Origin of the sequence: Aeromonas sp. 55A (assembly GCF_051919665.1) — a bacterium.
In the GTDB taxonomy this organism is placed as follows: domain Bacteria; phylum Pseudomonadota; class Gammaproteobacteria; order Enterobacterales; family Aeromonadaceae; genus Aeromonas; species Aeromonas veronii.
Genome location: NZ_JBQBEH010000008.1, coordinates 1,440,423 through 1,460,000, shown reverse-complemented (window position 1 = coordinate 1,460,000; position 19,578 = coordinate 1,440,423). Strand labels below are relative to the sequence as shown.

14 protein-coding genes, 1 tRNA gene, 2 rRNA genes and 1 riboswitch (1 of these 18 cut by a window edge) are annotated in these 19,578 nt (G+C 59.5%); of the genes, 15 read left to right on the top strand and 2 right to left on the bottom strand.

What is annotated here, in order from left to right; genetic code table 11:
- From ACTG2G_RS10810 to hemB, 14 genes are all read left to right on the top strand, one after another.
- A 23S ribosomal RNA gene (locus ACTG2G_RS10810) occupies positions 1-685 on the top strand (it extends 2,205 nt beyond the left edge of the window).
- A gap of 120 nt (positions 686-805) precedes the next feature.
- Positions 806-920, top strand: a 5S ribosomal RNA gene (gene rrf / locus ACTG2G_RS10805).
- A gap of 46 nt (positions 921-966) precedes the next feature.
- Positions 967-1,042 (top strand) — tRNA-Thr (locus ACTG2G_RS10800).
- Between the two features lie 251 nt (positions 1,043-1,293).
- Positions 1,294-2,538 carry a cytosine permease gene (gene codB / locus ACTG2G_RS10795; RefSeq protein WP_005355867.1) on the top strand — a complete coding sequence of 415 codons (1,245 nt, stop codon included), beginning with the start codon at positions 1,294-1,296 and terminating at the stop codon, positions 2,536-2,538.
- Positions 2,532-3,797 carry a cytosine deaminase gene (locus ACTG2G_RS10790; RefSeq protein ID WP_439985418.1) on the top strand — a complete coding sequence of 422 codons (1,266 nt, stop codon included), beginning with the start codon at positions 2,532-2,534 and terminating at the stop codon, positions 3,795-3,797. The genes codB and ACTG2G_RS10790 overlap by 7 nt, the downstream gene beginning before the upstream one ends.
- A 95-nt stretch (positions 3,798-3,892) precedes the next feature.
- Complete coding sequence (gene crcB / locus ACTG2G_RS10785) at positions 3,893-4,270, top strand: fluoride efflux transporter CrcB (protein WP_005339378.1); 378 nt, start codon at positions 3,893-3,895, stop codon at positions 4,268-4,270.
- Positions 4,271-4,335: 65 nt separating this feature from the next.
- Positions 4,336-5,088, top strand: coding sequence for a bifunctional demethylmenaquinone methyltransferase/2-methoxy-6-polyprenyl-1,4-benzoquinol methylase UbiE (gene ubiE, locus ACTG2G_RS10780; RefSeq protein ID WP_005342396.1), 753 nt, complete (start codon positions 4,336-4,338; stop codon positions 5,086-5,088).
- Between the two features lie 8 nt (positions 5,089-5,096).
- Positions 5,097-5,705, top strand: a complete 609-nt coding sequence (locus tag ACTG2G_RS10775; protein WP_439985417.1) for a ubiquinone biosynthesis accessory factor UbiJ — start codon at positions 5,097-5,099, stop codon at positions 5,703-5,705.
- Positions 5,705-7,345 carry a ubiquinone biosynthesis regulatory protein kinase UbiB gene (gene ubiB / locus ACTG2G_RS10770; protein WP_110304508.1) on the top strand — a complete coding sequence of 547 codons (1,641 nt, stop codon included), beginning with the start codon at positions 5,705-5,707 and terminating at the stop codon, positions 7,343-7,345. The genes ACTG2G_RS10775 and ubiB overlap by 1 nt, the downstream gene beginning before the upstream one ends.
- A gap of 42 nt (positions 7,346-7,387) precedes the next feature.
- Positions 7,388-7,639 carry a Sec-independent protein translocase subunit TatA gene (gene tatA / locus ACTG2G_RS10765; RefSeq protein WP_005339385.1) on the top strand — a complete coding sequence of 84 codons (252 nt, stop codon included), beginning with the start codon at positions 7,388-7,390 and terminating at the stop codon, positions 7,637-7,639.
- Between the two features lie 3 nt (positions 7,640-7,642).
- Entirely contained in the window at positions 7,643-8,107 is a 465-nt protein-coding gene (gene tatB, locus ACTG2G_RS10760) for a Sec-independent protein translocase protein TatB (RefSeq protein WP_005342398.1), read from the top strand.
- On the top strand, positions 8,104-8,859 hold the full coding sequence (gene tatC / locus ACTG2G_RS10755) for a twin-arginine translocase subunit TatC (protein ID WP_005342401.1): 756 nt from the start codon (positions 8,104-8,106) through the stop codon (positions 8,857-8,859). Before tatB ends, tatC begins: the two co-directional genes overlap by 4 nt.
- Before the next feature lie 188 nt (positions 8,860-9,047).
- Complete coding sequence (locus ACTG2G_RS10750; protein WP_439985416.1) at positions 9,048-9,833, top strand: TatD family hydrolase; 786 nt, start codon at positions 9,048-9,050, stop codon at positions 9,831-9,833.
- Positions 9,834-9,836: 3 nt separating this feature from the next.
- Entirely contained in the window at positions 9,837-10,853 is a 1,017-nt protein-coding gene (gene hemB / locus ACTG2G_RS10745; RefSeq protein ID WP_429205741.1) for a porphobilinogen synthase, read from the top strand.
- Positions 10,854-10,936: 83 nt separating this feature from the next.
- On the opposite strand, the gene ACTG2G_RS10740 is transcribed toward hemB, so the two are convergent.
- Both ACTG2G_RS10740 and ACTG2G_RS10735 read right to left on the bottom strand, forming a co-directional pair.
- Positions 10,937-14,443: a hypothetical protein gene (locus ACTG2G_RS10740; protein WP_439985415.1), complete on the bottom strand. Its 3,507-nt coding sequence runs from the start codon at positions 14,441-14,443 to the stop codon at positions 10,937-10,939.
- Positions 14,444-14,611: 168 nt separating this feature from the next.
- Positions 14,612-16,801, bottom strand: coding sequence for an immunoglobulin-like domain-containing protein (locus ACTG2G_RS10735; RefSeq protein WP_429205745.1), 2,190 nt, complete (start codon positions 16,799-16,801; stop codon positions 14,612-14,614).
- Positions 16,802-16,851: 50 nt separating this feature from the next.
- Positions 16,852-16,937, bottom strand: a riboswitch (cyclic di-GMP riboswitch).
- 437 nt (positions 16,938-17,374) lie between these two features.
- Between ACTG2G_RS10735 and prlC the strand changes: the two genes are divergently transcribed.
- Positions 17,375-19,417 carry an oligopeptidase A gene (gene prlC, locus ACTG2G_RS10730; protein WP_429205747.1) on the top strand — a complete coding sequence of 681 codons (2,043 nt, stop codon included), beginning with the start codon at positions 17,375-17,377 and terminating at the stop codon, positions 19,415-19,417.
- Positions 19,418-19,578: the final 161 nt, after the last annotated feature.

The window sequence follows — 19,578 nt, the reverse complement described above, 5'->3', positions numbered from 1 at the left end:
CGCGGACAGTGCCTGGTGGGTAGTTTGACTGGGGCGGTCTCCTCCCAAAGAGTAACGGAGGAGCACGAAGGTTGGCTAATCCTGGTCGGACATCAGGAGGTTAGTGCAATGGCATAAGCCAGCTTAACTGCGAGACGGACAGGTCGAGCAGGTACGAAAGTAGGTCATAGTGATCCGGTGGTTCTGAATGGAAGGGCCATCGCTCAACGGATAAAAGGTACTCCGGGGATAACAGGCTGATACCGCCCAAGAGTTCATATCGACGGCGGTGTTTGGCACCTCGATGTCGGCTCATCACATCCTGGGGCTGAAGTCGGTCCCAAGGGTATGGCTGTTCGCCATTTAAAGTGGTACGCGAGCTGGGTTCAGAACGTCGTGAGACAGTTCGGTCCCTATCTGCCGTGGGCGTTGGATGATTGAAGGGAGTTGCTCCTAGTACGAGAGGACCGGAGTGAACGAACCTCTGGTGTTCGGGTTGTCACGCCAGTGGCACTGCCCGGTAGCTAAGTTCGGAATCGATAACCGCTGAAAGCATCTAAGCGGGAAGCGAGCCCTGAGATGAGTCATCCCTGACCCCTTGAGGGTCCTAAAGGGCCGTTGGAGACCACAACGTTGATAGGCGGGGTGTGTAAGTGCAGCGATGCATTGAGCTAACCCGTACTAATTACCCGTGAGGCTTAACCATACAACACCCAAGAAGTGTTCTAAGGCTTGTAGCAAATAGAACGAACTACTCAAATTCAGTGATAGTGACAAGCCAAGCGCAACATCACTACTCACGTCAGCTTTCTAGATTAAGAATTTGCCTGGCGGCCATAGCGCCGTGGAACCACCTGAACCCATGCCGAACTCAGAAGTGAAACGCGGTAGTGCCGATGGTAGTGTGGCATTCGCCATGCGAGAGTAGGACACTGCCAGGCACCCAATTTCAAGATTACGCCCAGCGTGGTCTTTACCGGTTAGTGTGCTGATATGGCTCAGTCGGTAGAGCGCATCCTTGGTAAGGATGAGGTCCCCAGTTCGATTCTGGGTATCAGCACCATTAAATAGAAAGCCTCCCTGAAAAGGGAGGCTTTTTTGCATCTGTCATTTTTCTTATATCCCCTTACATTTCCTATTCCGCAACCCCCTCTGCTTGCAGCCGACACTGTTTATCTGCTGGTTTGAGTCCTAATGTATTACTCATTTGACTGCTATTGATGGTTTTATCCAGTGATTTAACCATGATTGATTGACGTAAAACGTTTTACATGTAAAATCCGGCGCGTTTTGCCTATTACGTGGAGAGAGAGCATGGCGCAGGATAACGAATACTGTTTGGGGGCGGTACCCGCCAAAGGGCGCAAAGGTGTGCTGTCGCTGATGCTGGTGATGCTCGGCCTGACCTTCTTCTCTGCCAGCATGTGGACCGGTGGTGCGCTTGGTACCGGGCTGGTATTCGATGACTTCATCAAGGCGGTACTTATCGGCAACTTGTTGCTGGGTATCTACACCGCTTGTCTCGGTTATATCGGTGCCTCAACCGGCCTCTCTACCCATCTGCTGGCTCGTTACTCCTTTGGGGTGAAAGGTTCCTGGCTGCCATCCCTGCTGCTCGGCGGCACTCAGGTCGGCTGGTTTGGCGTTGGCGTGGCGATGTTTGCCCTGCCGGTGCAGAAGGCGACCGGCATAGATGTGAACTGGCTGATCGCCATTTCGGGCATGTTGATGACGGTGACCGTCTACTTCGGGATCTCTGCCCTGATGGTGCTGAGCTTTGTGGCCGTACCGGCCATTGCACTGCTCGGTGGCTACTCGGTCTGGCTGGCAGTGACCTCGACCGGTGGCATGGCTGCACTGCAGCAGGTACAACCAAGCAATCCCATCGAGTTCACCACGGCGTTGACCATGGTGGTTGGTTCCTTTATCAGTGCAGGAACCCTGACCGCCGACTTTGTTCGCTTTGGTCGCAAACCCTGGGGCGCCGTCATGATTACCATGGTGGCGTTTTTTTTGGGCAACACTCTGATGTTCGTCTTCGGCGCAGCCGGTGCGGCCGTGACCGGTCAGGCCGATATCTCGGAAGTGATGCTGATGCAGGGACTGCTGATCCCCGCCATTCTGGTGCTGGGCCTCAATATCTGGACTACCAACGACAACGCTCTCTACGCCTCCGGCCTCGGTTTTGCCAACATTACCGGTCTCAAGAGCAAGCCACTCAGCGTGATCAACGGCCTCATCGGTACGGCTTGTGCCCTCTGGCTTTACAACAACTTTGTCGGCTGGCTGGCCTTTTTGAGTACGGCAATTCCGCCGATCGGTGGCATTATCATCATGGATTTCCTGCTCAATCGTGAGCGTTACCGTCAATTTGCCGATCAGCAGTTCGAGACGGTCCGCTGGCAGGCGCTGGTCGCCACGGCAGTCGGGGTGGCTGTCGGCAAGTGGCTGCCGGGCATAGTGCCACTCAACGCGGTATTGGGCGCCGCCTTCACCTATTTCATTCTGGTTCGCCTCACCCAGCGGCCGGTTCTGGTACAGGAAGCTAACAAATGCTGATTCAACATATTCGTTTGGCCGATCGGGAAGGATTTTGGCAGATCCGCTGTCAGGATGGGGTCATCACCGCCATCGAACCCCATGACGAACATGCCGTCGCCGGTCGGGTGCTGGACGGGGAGGGCGGTCTGGCGATCGCCCCCTTTATCGAACCCCACATTCACCTCGATACCACCCAGACGGCCGGTGAGCCGAGCTGGAACCTCTCCGGCACTCTGTTTGAGGGGATTGAGCGCTGGGCCGAACGCAAGGCGCAGCTGACCCATGAGGATGTGAAGCAGCGCGCTATCCAGACGCTGAAGTGGCAGATCGCCAACGGCATCCAGTTTGTGCGTACTCACGTCGATGTCTCCGATCCCAATCTGGTGGCGCTCAAGGCGATGCTGGAGGTGCGGGAGGAGATGAAGGAGTGGGTTGAGCTGCAGATCGTCGCCTTCCCGCAGGAGGGGATCCTCTCCTACCCGAATGGCAAGGCACTGCTGGAGGAGGCGCTCAAACTGGGGGCCGATGTGATCGGTGCTATTCCCCATTTCGAGTTCACCCGGGAATATGGGGTCGAAAGTCTGCACTACATCTTCGATCTTGCCGAGAAGTATCAGGTTCTGGTCGATGTGCACTGTGACGAAATCGATGACGAGCAGTCCCGTTTCATCGAGACGTTGGCAACCCTGGCCTACGAGCGAGGTATCGGCCATCGGGTGACGGCCAGTCACACCACCGCCATGCACTCCTACAACGGCGCTTATGCTTCCCGCCTGTTCCGGTTGCTCAAGATGGCAGACATCAACTTCGTGGCCAATCCGCTGGTGAACATTCACCTGCAGGGGCGGTTCGATACCTATCCCAAACGCCGCGGTATTACCCGGGTGAAGGAGATGCTGGAGGCGAACATCAACGTCTGCTTCGGTCACGACGACGTGTTCGATCCCTGGTACCCCATGGGCACTGCCAACATGTTGCAGGTGCTGCACATGGGGCTGCATGTCTGCCAGATCATGGGTTACGAGCAGATCAACGACGGTCTGAAGCTGATCAGCAGCCACAGCGCCCGCACCCTGAATGTGCAGGATCGCTATGGTATCGAGGTGGGCAAACCGGCCAACCTGTTGGTCCTGCCCGCCGAGAACGGCTTCGATGCGGTGCGCCGTCAGGTGCCGGTGCGTTACTCGATCCGCCACGGCAAGGTGATTGCCCAGACCCGCCCGGCCCAGACCGAGATCGTGCTGGGTCAGCCAGAGCCCATCGATTTTCGCCGCTGAGATTTCAATCAGGCTGGATGTCGATTAGTTCCGCCTCTGGGCACAAGGGCCGCCATTGCGACATAATGGCGGCCTGACCCTGAGGGAGTGACACCATGCAAACCTGGTTCTATGTTGCTGCAGGGGGCGCCATCGGCGCCTGCCTTCGTTTTGGGATTGCCGAACTAATGGCCTTGCTGCTGGGGCGCCACTTTCCTTACGGGACTCTGGTGGTCAACGTGGTGGGCTCTTTCATCATGGGGGTGGCATTCGCCCTCATCAGTCATGGTCATGTGGTAGAACACCCGATGAAGCCGCTGCTGATGGTGGGGATCCTCGGTGCCCTGACTACTTTCTCTTCCTTTGCCCTCGATACGGTAGTGCTGGCTCAACATGGAGCCTATCTGAAAGCGCTGCTCAATATCGGTCTCAATCTCTTCCTCTGTCTGGCCATGGTGGTGCTGGGCATGCAGTTGGTTGCGAGCCGGGTTTAAGGTGTCCGGACGCCAGTGGCTCTGGTAAACTGGCGGCCATTCTTTGCTCTATGGGTGTTTAAGGGATGTCAGAACAAGCAACGACAACGCATTTTGGCTTTAAAACCGTGGCCGCGACCGAGAAGGAAACTCTGGTAGCAGGTGTCTTCCATTCGGTGGCAGCCAAGTATGATCTGATGAACGATCTGATGTCGTTCGGCATCCACCGCTTGTGGAAGCGCTTCACCATCGACTGCTCCGGTGTGCGCAAGGGCCAGAAGGTGCTGGATCTGGCCGGTGGTACCGGTGACTTGACCGCCAAGTTCTCCCGTATCGTCGGCGAGACCGGTCAGGTGGTGCTGGCGGATATCAACGACTCCATGCTGAAAGTGGGCCGCGACAAGCTGCGCAATCTGGGGGTCGCCAACAACGTCTCCTACGTGCAGGCCAATGCCGAGGCGCTCCCCTTCCCGGATAACCACTTCGACGTGATTACCATCGGCTTCGGTCTGCGCAACGTCACCGACAAGGACAAGGCGCTTGCCTCCATGTTCCGGGTGCTCAAGCCGGGTGGCCGTCTGCTGGTGCTGGAGTTCTCCAAGCCGGTCAGTGAAGTGATCGCCAAGCTCTATGACCTCTACTCCTTCAAATTGCTGCCGAAAATGGGCGAAATCGTCGCGAACGACAGTGAAAGCTACAAATATCTGGCAGAGTCTATTCGTATGCACCCGGATCAGCAGACCCTGGCCGGCATGATGGAAAATGTCGGTTTCGAGCAGGTGGAGTACTTCAATCTGACTCAGGGTGTGGTCGCCCTGCACCGCGGTTACAAGTTTTAAGGTTGCCTATGCCGATGGATGCCATGGTCACCGCGGTGATCGAAACCAGCCTCAACCAGTTGCTGGCGCTGGACAAACAGAGCCCGGAGCGGCTGCGCAAACTGGTGGGCAAGGTGTTCAAGCTGGAGCTGCGTGAACTCAAGCCGCTCTGGTTCGTCTTCTCCGAGCGTCGACTGGATGTACTGGCCCAGCATGAAGGGGAGGCGGATGCGGTGCTCAGTCTCTCCCTGACCGCCCTCGGTCTGCTGAAAGACCCGTCCGCCCTGACCCGCTATATCCGCGAGGAGAAGCTGGATCTGAGCGGTGATCCCCAGCTGGTGCAGGCATTCAGCGTGCTGCTGGGTGAGCTGGATATCGACTGGGAGGAGGAGCTGTCGCGCTATATCGGCGACGTGCTGGCCCACACCCTGTTCAGTGGTGCCCGTCAGGCGCGTCGCCTGGTCGGTCGCGAGCTGTGCCGCACCCGCAGCCAGCTGGCGGAATATCTGACCGAAGAGGCCCGCCTCGCTCCCGGCCCGCTGGAAGTGGCGAGTTTCAACGATGACGTCGAGGTGCTGGCCCAGCAGCTCAAGGCCGTCGAACTGCGGCTGGCCCGCTTCGAACAGCAGGTGACCTGATGACCCCGAAGGAGTTCAAACGCCTCTATCGCATCATCACCATCCTGCTGGAGCAGGGCATCGACGAGCTGGTGCCCGCCCGCTATCAACCCTGGCCGGGTCGTCTGGCCCGTCGCTCCCTGTTCTGGCTCAAGAACAAGCAACCGGATCTCAGCCGCGGTGCCCGCATCCGCCTCGCCTTCGAGGCCCTTGGCCCCATCTTCATCAAGTTTGGCCAGATGCTCTCGACCCGCCGCGACCTGTTGCCGCCGGATATCGCCGAGGAGCTGGCCCTGCTGCAGGACAGGGTGCCCCCCTTCTGTGGTCAGGCGGCGCGTCAGCAGATCGAGCTGAGCCTGGGTTGTCCCATCGAAACCCTGTTTGACGACTTCGACGAGACGCCGCTGGCGTCGGCTTCCATCGCGCAGGTGCATACTGCCCGGCTGAAGGATAGTGGCCGCGAGATCGTCATCAAGGTGATCCGTCCCGACATCGAGCCGGTCATCGAGGCTGACCTGCGGTTGATGCAGGCGCTGGCCCGTCTGGTGGCCCGCTTCGTGCCCCAGAGTGCGCGACTGCGCCCCATCGAGGTGGTGGAGGAGTATCGCAAGACCATCCTCGACGAGCTGAACCTGATGCGCGAGGCGGCCAACGCCATCCAGCTGCGCCGCAACTTCACCGGCTCCGAGGCGCTCTATGTGCCTGAAATCATCACCGACCTCTGCCGCGAGCAGGTGCTGGTGATGGAGCGCATCTACGGTATTCCGGTCTCCGACATTCCAGCGCTGGAAGCCAACGGCACCAATATGAAGCTGCTGGCCGAGCGCGGGGTCGAGGTCTTCTTCACTCAGGTGTTCCGCGACAGCTTCTTCCACGCCGATATGCACCCGGGCAACATCTTCGTCTCTTACGAACATCCGGAAAACCCGCTCTGGATCGGCATCGACTGCGGTATCGTCGGTACCCTCAATCGGGAAGACAAACGCTATCTGGCGGAGAACTTCCTCGCCTTCTTCAACCGAGACTATCGTCGGGTGGCGGAGCTGCATGTGGAGTCGGGCTGGGTACCGGCAGACACCAAGGTGGATGAATTCGAATTTGCCATTCGCACCGTGCTGGAGCCCATCTTCGAGAAGCCGCTCTCCGAAATTTCGTTCGGTCACGTGCTGCTCAACCTGTTCAACACCGCACGTCGCTTCCATATGACGGTGCAGCCGCAGCTGGTGCTGCTGCAAAAGACCCTGCTCTATGTGGAAGGGTTGGGGCGTCAGCTCTACCCGCAGCTCGATTTGTGGCAGACCGCCAAGCCGTTCCTCGAGAACTGGATGCACGAACAGGTCGGGCCAAAGTCGGTATTGAACGCCATCAAGGAGAAGGCGCCATTCTGGGCCGAGAAGCTGCCGGAGCTGCCGGAGCTGGTCTATGAGACCCTGCGTCAGACCCGTCATCAGCAGCGTCATTTCGACCAGATGTTTGCCGAGTTCCGCCGTCACAGCCGTCGGCAGGGGCAGGCCCGCTACCTCTTAGGGGTTGGAGCCAGCCTGCTATTGGCGGGTGTATTCTTGCTGACCCAAAAACAACACATTGAGTGGGGACAAGCCAGTCTCGCCGGTGCAGCCCTCTGCTGGCTGGTCGGCTGGTTGCGAACCCGTTCCCATTAATCAACAACCGCGCCGTCAGGCGCCTGTTCTGGAGAGAAAATCATGGGTGGTATCAGTATTTGGCAATTGTTGATCATCGCAGTCATCGTCGTGCTGCTGTTCGGTACCAAGAAACTGCGCGGCATTGGCGGTGATCTGGGCGCGGCGGTCAAAGGGTTCAAGAAAGCCCTCTCCGACGAGCCGGCTGATGCCAAGGCCGAGCAGAAAGATGCCGAGTTTCCCCCGAAACAGCTGAACGAAGCGGCCACTCAGAGCAGTGAGACCGCCAAACAGAAAGACAAAGACCAGGCCTAAGCCATGTTCGATATCGGTTTTTGGGAGCTGGTCGTTATCGGTGTGGTAGCACTGGTGGTACTGGGGCCCGAGCGGCTGCCGGTTGCCATCCGCACGGCTACCCACTGGATCCGCCTCATTCGTTCGACCGCGAACTCGGTCAAGTCCGAGCTGGAGCAGGAGCTCAAGTTGCAAGAGCTGCACAACGACCTCAAGAAGGCCGAACAGTTGCAGATGAGCAACCTGAGCCCCGAGCTGCAGGAGTCCATCGAACAGCTCAAAGCGGCGGCCCAGTCGGTCAATCGCCCCTATCAGGTGGAGAACGAGATCCGTCCGCCGCGCCCCGAGCCGGTCGCCCAGGCTGAGCCTGCCACGCCGGTGGAGCCTGCGGTGCAGCTGAGCCACGACGTGCCGCCGGTCAACAGCCAGCGGGAGAGCGAGCCGGTGCCGGTCAGCGACTCCGCAGTAAAAGGGGAGGTGAAGCCATGAGTCAGGCCGAACAACCCCTGATCAGCCATCTGGTTGAGCTGAGAACCCGTTTGCTGCGCTCCATTACTGCCATCCTCGTGGTGTTTCTGGCGCTGATCTACTTCTCCAACAACATCTATGACTTCGTGGCCCAGCCGCTGCTCAGCCAGTTGCCGGAAGGGACCAGCATGATCGCGACGGATGTGGCGACCCCCTTCCTGACGCCGATCAAGCTGACCCTGGTGGTCTCCTTCTTCGTGGCGATCCCCTATCTGCTCTATCAGGCCTGGGCCTTTATCGCCCCCGGTCTGTACCAGCATGAACGGCGCCTGATCATGCCGTTGGTGGTCTCCAGTGCCCTGCTGTTCTATGCGGGCATGGCGTTCGCCTACTACGTGGTGTTCCCGCTGGTGTTCGGTTTCTTTACCAGTACCGCCCCTGCCGGGGTGACGGTGGCGACCGATATCGCCAGCTATCTGGACTTCGTACTGACCCTGTTCTTCGCGTTCGGGGTGGCGTTCGAAATTCCGGTGGCTACCATACTGCTCTGCTGGACCGGCGTGACCACACCGCAAAACCTGAAGGAGAAACGTCCCTACGTCGTTGTCGGGGTGTTTGTGGTCGGCATGCTGCTGACGCCGCCTGATGTCTTCTCCCAGACCCTGCTCGCCATCCCGATGTGGGCGCTGTGGGAGATAGGTCTGTTCTTCGCCCGCTTCTACGTGAAGAAAGAGGATGAAGAGCAACAGGAACAACCGGATGTGGAGAGCTGAGGCTCTGTTCGTCACCTGTTTGCCGGACGGCGAGAGGATGACGAAGTCCGCAGGAATAGCAGAACGAGGGGAGCTGAGGCTCCCTTCCTCTTTTCATGCTCCCGTTCGAGGCGTATGGTAAGACCCCATTCGGTAGATGGTTTTCAAATACCTGATATGTATTCCTTTTGTTCGGAACGTCTCATTCCATGATCGATATCGGTTTAAACCTGACCAGCAGCCAGTTCGCCGGTGAACAGCCTGAGCTGGTGGCCCGTGCCCGTGCCGCCGGAGTGGAGGCGCTGATCCTCACCGGTACCGATCTGACTGGCAGCCGCGAGAGCGCCGAGTTGGCCGCCCGCTGGCCGGGCTACTGCTTCTCCACCGCCGGGGTGCATCCTCACGATGCCAAGAGTGTCGATGAGGCGACCCTGCCCGCCTTGCGCGAGCTGGCAGCCTTGCCGCAGGTGGTGGCCATCGGCGAGTGCGGCCTCGACTACAACCGCGACTTCTCCCCCCGTCCGGTGCAGGATGCGGTATTCGACGCCCAGCTGGCGCTGGCCGCCGAACTCGGGATGCCGGTGTTTCTCCACTGCCGCGATGCCCACGCCCGTTTTATCGAGATCCTCCGTCCCTGGTTGCCCAGACTTCCAGGAGCAGTGCTGCATTGCTTCACGGGTTCCGACGAGGAGCTGGACGAGTGTCTGGCGTTGGGGCTGCATATCGGGGTGACCGGCTGGCTCTGCGACGAGCGCCGCGGCCAGCTGCTGCGCGAGCAGGTGGCTCGCATTCCGGTCGGTCGGCTGATGATCGAGACCGATGCCCCCTATCTGGTGCCGCGGGATCTGAAACCGCGCCCGAAACGCAACGAACCTGCTTTTTTGCCGCACATCGCCCAGGTGGTGGCGGCCTGTCGTGGTGAAGCGCCCGAGGCCTTGCTGGCCCATACCCGGGCCACCTCCGCCGCGTTCTTCCAACTTCCTCTCCAGGAGTGATTCATGGCTACAACTCTTCCGGGCGCCTTTCCGGGCCGCCGCCTGCGCCGTCTGCGCAAACATGATTTCAGCCGTCGTCTGGTGCGCGAGAACGTACTGACCGTCAACGATCTCATCTATCCGGTGTTTGTGCTGGAAGGGGAGAACCGTCGGGAAGCCGTTCCCTCCATGCCGGGGGTGGAGCGTCTCTCCATCGATCTGCTGCTGGAAGAGGCTGCCGAGCTGGTGGAGCTGGGCGTACCTGCCATCGCCCTGTTCCCGGTCACCCCGCTGGAGAGCAAGAGCCTGATGGCGGAAGAGGCCTACAACCCGAACGGGCTGGCCCAGCGCACCGTGCGTGCCCTCAAGGCCCGCTTCCCGGAGCTCGGGGTGATCACCGACGTGGCGCTCGATCCGTTCACCACCCACGGTCAGGACGGCATCATCGATGATGAAGGCTATGTGCTGAACGACATCACCACCGAGATCCTGATCAAGCAGGCGCTCTCCCATGCCGAGGCCGGGGTCGATATAGTCGCGCCGTCCGACATGATGGATGGCCGCATCGGCGCCATCCGCGCGGCGCTGGAAGAGAACGGCTTCATCAACACCCAGATCATGGCCTACTCCGCCAAGTACGCCTCCTGCTACTACGGCCCGTTCCGCGATGCGGTCGGTTCTGCCGGCAACCTTGGCAATAGCAACAAGGCTACCTATCAGATGGACCCGGCCAACAGCAACGAAGCCCTGCACGAAGTGGCGCTGGATATTCAGGAAGGGGCTGACAGCGTGATGGTCAAGCCGGGTATGCCCTATCTGGACGTGGTTCGTCAGGTGAAGGATCAGTTCGGCGTGCCGACTTTCGCCTATCAGGTCAGCGGCGAGTACGCCATGCACATGGCGGCGATCCAGAACGGCTGGCTGAAAGAGAAGGAGACCATCATGGAGTCCCTGCTCTGCTTCAAGCGGGCCGGGGCCGACGGCATCCTTACCTACTTCGCCAAGCGCGTAGCGCAGTGGTTGAAGGAAGATGCCAGTTAAGCCGGGTTGAAGAGAAAAACGAGAGGGGGAGCCGATGGCTCCCCCTCTGTCGTTATGGCTCTCTTTTGGTAACGATCGGCTGATTACAGCTTGATCCAGGCATCGCTCCAGTGGCTGCCGGTACCCGGCGCATAGTGGCTGGTCGAGCCGCCACACCAGCCGCTGTAGGGCCAGGGTTTGCACTCGTAGTCGCCACCGGCATTGCTGACCCGTTCGCCACTCTGATAAGCGGTGCCCGCAACATAGGTCGGGTAGCTGCCGTTACCACCGTCACTGTCACCACCCGGTGCCTGTTCCACCAACGCCAGGGTGAAGCGGCGCTCGAAGCCCTGCTTGCTCCCCTCAGCCATGCCCGCCAGCAACAGCTCGTAACTGCCAGCCGCTAGGCCAGACTGTGCCAGCTGCAGGGAACCCTGACCATCGATCAGGGCGCTGCCGGTGGCGACAGGATTGCCATCCTGCAACAGGGTCGCGGTGACGGTCACCGGGTTGGCGGTGGTCAGCGTCAGGCTGAAGTCGAGCGCGCCGTTGACGATGAGATATTCGGACGCCAGATCGGTGACGGTGAAGTCACTGCTGCTACCGGTCGTGGGCAGGATGAAGTCCCCGCTCAGGTAGGTCAGACCGGTCCAGCCAGAGCTGGTCAGCCAGTGTTTGCCATTGGTCTGATAGACGTTGGGCAGCTGGGTGCACTGGTTGTTGTCATTGACGAAGCCGATACCGTAAAAGCCCGCCACATTCTTGTAGCAGAGCTGGCGACCATTCTGGTGCAGCACTGGCTGATCCAGCTTGCCCTTGTGGTGGAGTGACAGCCAGTCAAACTGGTTGATGGCCGAGACCAGCGGCACAAACTGGCCATCGGGCTGACGATAGCGGATCAGGGAGCCGGCATCGCAGAGCAGACCATCAGCCCGCTGTTCGACGTACCCGTAGTACTGTTCGCCATCCTGGAAGGTGAACCGGCAGAGATTGCGTTTCTCCGACTCTTTGGGGATCCAGCCCATCAGCAGTCGCTCCTGATTGGTCAGGGCCGCCAGCTGCCCAACACTGAAGTCGCTGCCGTTGGCTATCCAGCCTTGCGGCATGGTGGAGAATTGCATGAAGTAGTGGTCGGTATAGTACATGTGGCTGTCAGCGCGATGCTTGCGAGCCCCCTGGCTGACCGAGTTGTAGCGATAGATGTCGTTTTCCGGCTTGTGGAAGCCGTTGAGATCATCGTCCAGATAAGGCAGGTCGCCCTTGCGGATATGGTAGTTGGCCATGCCCGTCATCAGGGGATGCCAGCCGTGGCTGCCACGGGCAAACGCGCTCTCATGGCTGTAGGACTTCCCATCGAAGCCGTGGCCAAATTCGTGGGCAATGATGCCCCAGCTGCCGTAGTAGTGGCTGACAAAGTTAAAGGTATCGACCCCGGTGATGCCACCACTCCCTAGCCCGCCCCCCATGGCGGTGATCCCCAGGTTGAGGTAGGGGCGCTTCATCAGGCTGTGGTAGTAGTAGTCATAATCGGCTGCCGTAAAGATCCCGTTCGGCACATAGCTGTTGCCGCCATTGCCGAACATCTCGTAGCCGTTCACCGTCTTGAAGTTGTACCAGACGTGTTTGAACTCCTCGGTCGAGACCATGTAGGCCAGGTTGGTGGCGATGATCAGCCACTCGCGGGCGTAGAGGGCATTGATGGGGCGCCAGGAGCCACTGGTGTTGGTGGCGAAGCGCACGTTCCAGCTTGGCTTGAGGCGTGCCAGCTTCTGGGCAAACGGATCCGAGTTGGAGCTGAACCTGTGCTCGAACTGGGCAGGCAGATTGATGCTGTTGTCGAGCAGGTTGTTGAGATCAAACACACCATCGCGACTGGCGCTGTTGAAGCGTCCCTGTTCGCCAAAGGCGCTCAGTGGCAGGGTGATTTGGGCATAGGCGGGCAGGCGATCGAGCTGGCCCAGGATCAGCCACTTGTTGATACCGTTCAGGCGTGACTCGGTATTGATGTCATGCAGCTCTCTGGCGGCATAGTTGGTGATGCGCACTGTGTCGTTATCAAGCAGCTCGGTCTTGACCAGCGAATTGATGTTGACCGAACGCTGGGCGCGATCGATTAGCACCTCGTAGGGTTCGTCATTACGCAGTATGTAGCTGACTGCGGCCGGCATCAGCTGATCGAAGATCAGCGGGCGAGCCGGCAACTGCTCGTCGGCCGTAAAGCTGATCTCCTTGCTCAGCAGCTGGTTGAAACCCAGGCCACGCTCGTTGGCGGTGACAAGCGCCGAGCCCGCCAGCTGGAGATCTTTCAGCGCCGCCACGGGCTGCTGGTTGATCTCCCGAACACTAAAGGTCGGGTTCTTGAACTGAAAGTCGTTGGCGATCAGGGTATCGGCATCATGCCACTCGATGCGGTCCTTGAAGTTCACCACCAGCCGATCGTCATCCATGTCGATTTTTTGCAGATTGCTGTCTGCGATCACCTGCTCAGGCGCCAGCGGTGTGTTGCTGGCGATGGCATCAGCCAGTTTGCGCAAGTCATAGATGTAGTAGTTTTTGCCAGCGGTGTGGGCCAGGAGATAGTCACCCACCTGATGGAGTTGCACCAGACGGTGGCTGTATTTTCCTTCAAAGGCGAGCCGACCGGCGATGGGGGTCTTGAGGCTGTTCTCCGGCGTCACATCCTGCTGGCGGTAGACCTTGATCTCGCTCAGCGCATCGGCCACCAGCACGTAATCCTGATTGGCAAAGACGGCCTGGGCGCGGTGCAGGCTGTTGCTGCCGGAATCCCGACCGGTTCCCAGGGTGGTGACATGGCGATGTTCATCGGCCAGATCGAAGATATCGACCCGGTGCGAGTAGCGCGAGACCACGTAGAGCAGGTTGTTGCGGACAAACAGTTCACTGACCTGGTTGTAGGCCGTGGCACTGCCGGTTTCGGTACCGTGGATCTCGCCAATCTGCTGGCGGCTCGGGATATCGATAATGGCCACATGGCCCGGATTGCCGTTCTGGCTGACATAGAGCCGATCCTGATAGCGCTCGACCGCCGTGATCAGGCTGGCGTCCAGCCCCAGCTGGTCGGCCGTCAGTTCCTCGCCTTTGTCCAGATATTGCAGCGAGGTGGCAAACGAGTTGACGCTGCAGGAGCTGGTCTCCATCACCACCCGGGTGCGTTCGCCATTCTGGATCTGGCCGTGGGGGAAGTACTCCAGCAGACAGCCGTTGCCGTAGTCATAGTTGCCAAAGCGCTTGTTGACCGCTACGACCCCACCGTCGTACCAGGTCAGCTCCCACTCCTCATCGAAGAAATCAAAGACGTTACGAATGGCTGTTTCGTCGAAAAAGTGGGGTTTGGGCAGATCGAACAGGATGTGGTTATCCGCTGTCAGCGGGTAGAGCAGGCCGTTGATGGTAAGGTGGCGCTTGCCATCCTTGATGATCACGTTCTGCTCGTCAGCCGCACTCTGATGCAGCGCGGCGAGACGCGCCGTCATCTGCTCGTAGTGCTCCTGATAGGTTTGTTTGAAATAGGCTTGTTCGCGCTCATCGGCCACGACATGGGCCGACAGCAGCAGTCCGAGCAGGGTGGCAAGCTTGGTGGTTCTTGGCATGGTGATTTCCTTATCTTGGTTGTTGTTGGACGTTTTTTGGTGCTTGGCAAGCATGTAAAAGAGAGGGGCTAACCCGTCCGGGTCAGTGCATCCTGCCCATCGGCAGCGTGGCCGACGGGCAGGATATGGGCGGGGGCCTGTCGGCCTCTGTTAGTGGTTGGGGCAAGGTCAGAGTTTGATCCAGGCATCGCTCCAGGCAGAGCCGGTACCCGGTGCATAGTGGCTGGTCGAGCCGCCACACCAACCGCTGTACGGCCAGGGTTTGCACTCGTAGTTGCCACCGGCATTGCTGACCCGATCACCGGCCTGATAGCCGGTGTTGGGGGCGTAGGCCGGGTAGTCACCCTCGCCACCGCCGCTGCTCTCTTCGGTCAGCGCAACCGGGAAGCGCTGCACCACCGGCTGCTGGCCATCAGCCAGACCGGTGATGACCACTTCGTAGCTGCCATCGGTCACATTGCTGCCCTGCAGCACCAGGGTGCTGTTGCCGTTCACCTGGCTGCTGGTGGTACCGTGGCTGTGGCCGCTCTGCTCAAGAGTCGCGGTGATCTGTACCGGGTTGGCGGTGGTCAGGTTGAAGCGGATGCTGACCTGACCGTTGACTATGGTGTACTCGCTCGCCATGGCGCTGACGGTGAAGTCGCTGCTGCCTTCGGCGGGTGGCGTTGTGCCGCCGCAGTCGCTGTCGCCCTGTACGCGCCAGACGCCCCAGTCACCCGTGGTGCCCGGCTCTTCGTTCTGGGTCCACCAGCCTGCCAGCCAGCTCTTGCCGTTGTGGCTGACGATGTCGCCGCCCACGTAGACTTTCTTGGCATCCCAGCTGTTTTCACAGACGGCGCCCTGCTCCCTGACGGTCACGTTGCGCTGCTGGGTTACCTGCTGACCGGCGCTGTCGCTTACCTGATAGGTGAGGGTGTAGCGGCCGACCTTGCTGCTGTCGACGCTGCCGCTGACCTTGATTTGGGCGGTCAGGTCGCCATCTTCTTCATCATGGGCGCTGACGCCAGCCATCGGATCGAAAGCGGTACCCAGCTCCAGCGTGGTGTCGGTGACACCGCTGAACACCGGCTTCATGCTGTAGACCTCGATGGTACGTACCTGCTCGGTGACGTTGTTGTCGCGATCGCTCACCTTGTAGGTGAGGGGGTAGAGGCCGATGCGCTGGCTGTCTACCGAGCCTTCCACCTGGATCTGGCCAGTCAGGTCGCCATCTTCCTTGTCGTTGGCGCTGACACCGGCCAGCGGATCAAAGGCGGTGCCCTGCTTGATGCGGGTATCGCTCAGGCCGCTGAACACCGGCTTGCCGTTGTCGACCGGGGGCGTGATCTCCTGATCGTGGATGAAGGGGCCGTAGCTCTTGATGAAGGATTCGTTGTAGGACTGACCGGCGGCGTTGCGGCCCATGTCCCAGTTGATGGACCAGGTCATCACGCCGCGCAGTGGTTGCCCCTCGCTCTTCAGGCGGTTGAAGGCGTTGTAGAGCTTCTGCGGATCCAGCACATAGCCGGTGGCGGCGGCGTCAATGTTGGTCGGAATGCCGAACACCAGCTTGTCATGGGGGATCTTGTAGAAGCCGCGGGTTCCGTTGCTCAGCGAATCCGCCATGTAGTAGATGAACTCTTCTTTCAGGGCATCGTTGTTCTGGGCAATCCAGCCGATGCCATCGATGTAGATACCGTCGCCACCCTGGTTGTAGAACTGGGGATTGATCCAGTCGTAGTACCCTTCCAGATTGCGGATATAGGGGATGTAGGCGCCAGTCTGGGTCAGATAGGGGAACTCCGGCGCCATGGTGATGAGGAAGTTTTTCCCCTGGGCGCGGTAGTGATCCTTGACCAGACGCAGGGCCGCCGGGATAACGGTCTGGTTGTCAGCGGCGGTGATGGCGGCCTGTTCCAGATCGATATCCAGCCCGTCGAAGCCATAGGTCTCCACCAGACGGATGATCTCGTCGGCAAAGGCCTGCTCCTGACCCTTGCGCAGCTCGATGTGCGCATCGGCACCGCCCAGCGCCAGCAGCACGGCACGGCCCTGACGGTTCAGCTCGGCGATCTGCTCGATAAACTGGCTTTCGCTCATGCCGATGGCTGGGTCGAGCTTGAAGGTGGGGATGGGATCGCTGCCATAGACCTTCATGAAGGAGACATCGACCACGTTGTATTGCGGGTTGACCTGATCGAGCTTGACGCAGGGGGCGATACCGCCCTTGTAGCCCGAGCCGTCACACCAGTTGTGCCAGTAGCCGACCACTACGCCGGACTGGGGGTTGATCATCGCCTGACCGGCACTGGCGGCATATGCCATGGGGGCGCCCATGCCGAGCAGGCAGCCAAGCAGGGATAATTTGAGTTTGTTCATCGTCTCTCCGTACGGTGCAAATGGGGCGTCGATTGTGATCGGACGTCCCCGGGGGCAGCCCCGCTGTCATAGGTGTTTTCCCTTAGACCGGTGGCTTTGCGTCGCGCCCTTTCGGGTCACTTTGCCTTTTTCACCCGATTTCTGTGCAGCACAGAGAATCAAGTGACCTGCATGGCAGGTTGCCTATGATAGATGCTTGAAAATAAATTAATCAATAGTTGGTTTTGATTCTAATTAACTGAAAAATATTGATAATTTGTTACAGTCACCACATTTTGTCCGTTTCCATGATTGAGCATGACGGTACTTGGCTGGCAGCTGTGGCGCCGGTAAATGGCGACTTTTTGCCCCTTGAAAGTAGCGGTAAGAGCCAAAAAAGGCCCACAGATTCATTCTGTTACTGGCTGTTGATGGCAAAACTGCAGCAACGGCAGAGATCCGGGTCGCAATGGCTGGAAAAGTACAGGGTTGTGGCGGATTCCCGCTTGATTATTGCGTGGCTTGGCCACATGTTAGAAAGCCATACAGAGCTGCTAAAGCGGTCTGTTCAAGACCAAACAAGAGGTAACCGGGATGAATAACCCTTTGCTGACAATGGATTCGCTGCCCCCTTTCAGCCAGATCAAGCCGGAGCAGGTTCAGCCTGCCGTGATTCAGGCGATTGCTGACTGCAAGCAGAAGATCAGCGATGTGCTGGCCCAGCGTGATCCCCATACCTGGGATAGCCTGATTGCCCCGCTGGAAGAGGTAAATGACCGTCTGTCACGGATCTGGTCACCGGTCAGCCACCTCAACTCCGTACTCAACAGCGAAGCACTGCGCGAGGCCCATGATGCCTGCCTGCCGCTGCTCTCCGAATTCCAGACCTATGTCGGTCAGCATGAAGGGCTCTATCAGGCCTATCTGGCCCTCTCCCAGAGCGATGATTTCCCGCTGCTGAGCGGCGCCCAGCGCAAGGAGATCCAGAATACCCTGCGTGACTTCCGCCTCTCCGGTATCGGTCTGCCTGCCGAGGCGCAGCAGCGCTACGGCGAAATTCAGGCCCGCCTCTCCGAGCTGGCCTCCCGTTTCAGCAACAACGTGCTGGATGCCACCCAGGGCTGGCACAAGCTGGTGGCCGATGAAGCCGAATTGGCCGGTCTGCCTGACAGTGTGCGTGCCGCTGCCCGTCAGATGGCTGAACTTAAAGGCAAGGAGGGGTGGCTGTTCACGCTGGATATCCCTTCCTACCTGCCGGTGATGATGTACGCGGACAACCGCGAACTGCGCGCCGAGATGTATGAGGCCTTCACCACCCGCGCCTCCGATCAGGGCCCCAATGCGGGCAAGTGGGACAACTCCGCTATCATGAGCGAGCTGCTCACCCTGCGCCGTGAACTGGCTCAGTTGCTGGGGTTCGCCAACTATGCCGAGCTCTCCCTGGCCACCAAGATGGCGGACAAGACCGAACAGGTGGTGAGCTTCCTCACCGATCTGGCGGCCAAATCCCTGCCGCAAGGCAAGGCCGAGTTGGAGGAGATCCGCGCCTTCGCCGCCGAGCAGCATGGTCAGAGCGAGCTGGCAGCCTGGGATCTCGCTTACTACGCCGAGAAGCTCAAGCAGCACAAGTTCTCCATCTCCGATGAGCAGCTGCGCCCCTACTTCCCTGCCAGCAAGGTGGTGAAGGGGCTGTTCGAAGTGGTGAAGCGGGTGTTCGGCATGAAGGTGCGCGAGCGTCTCGGCATCGACACCTGGCACCCGGACGTGCGCTTCTACGATATCTTCGATGCCGACGACGAGCTGCGCGGCAGCTTCTACCTAGACCTCTACGCCCGTGAGCACAAGCAGGGCGGGGCCTGGATGGATGTCTGTCTGGGTCGTCGCTACCGTCAGGATGGCTCGCTGCAAAAGCCGGTGGCCTACCTGACCTGCAACTTCAACGGCCCGGTGGATGGCAAGCCAGCGCTGTTCACCCACAACGAAGTGGTCACCCTGTTCCATGAGTTTGGCCACGGCATCCACCACATGCTGACCCGCATCGATGTGGCCGGCGTGGCCGGTATCAACGGCGTGGCCTGGGATGCGGTCGAGCTGCCGAGCCAGTTCCTCGAGAACTGGTGCTGGGAGTCCGAGGCGCTGGCCTTTATCTCCGGCCACTACGAGACCGGCGAGCCGTTGCCTGCCGATCTGCTGGAGAAGATGCTGACCGCCCGCAACTTCCAGGCCGCCATGCAGATGCTGCGCCAGCTGGAGTTCGCTCTGTTCGACTTCCGTCTCCATCAGGAGTTTGATCCGGCCAATCCGGCGCAGCTTCCGGCGCTGCTGGATGAGGTGCGCAGTCAGGTAGCCGTGATGACGCCACCGGCGTTCAACCGCTTCCAGCACAGCTTCTCCCACATCTTCGCGGGCGGCTATGCGGCGGGCTACTACAGCTACAAGTGGGCCGAGGTGCTCTCTGCCGATGCCTTCTCCCGCTTCGAGGAGGAGGGGATCTTCAACCCGGCGACCGGCCAATCCTTCCTGAAGAATATTCTGGAGAAGGGGGGCTCGAAGGAGCCGATGGAGCTGTTCCGAGCCTTCCGTGGCCGTGAACCCAAGGTGGATGCGCTGTTGCGACACAGCGGTATTGCCGTCTGAGATTCCTGACCCGCAGCCTGTGTGAGCTTCAAGCAGGTACACTGTTTTGCGGCATAGTGGGATCGAGTCGTGATTTCTGCGACAAAAAGGGACCTTTTGGTCCCTTTTTTCAAGGCTTTTTAATATCTTGCTGATTGCATATTTGCACTGCCCACGGCTCT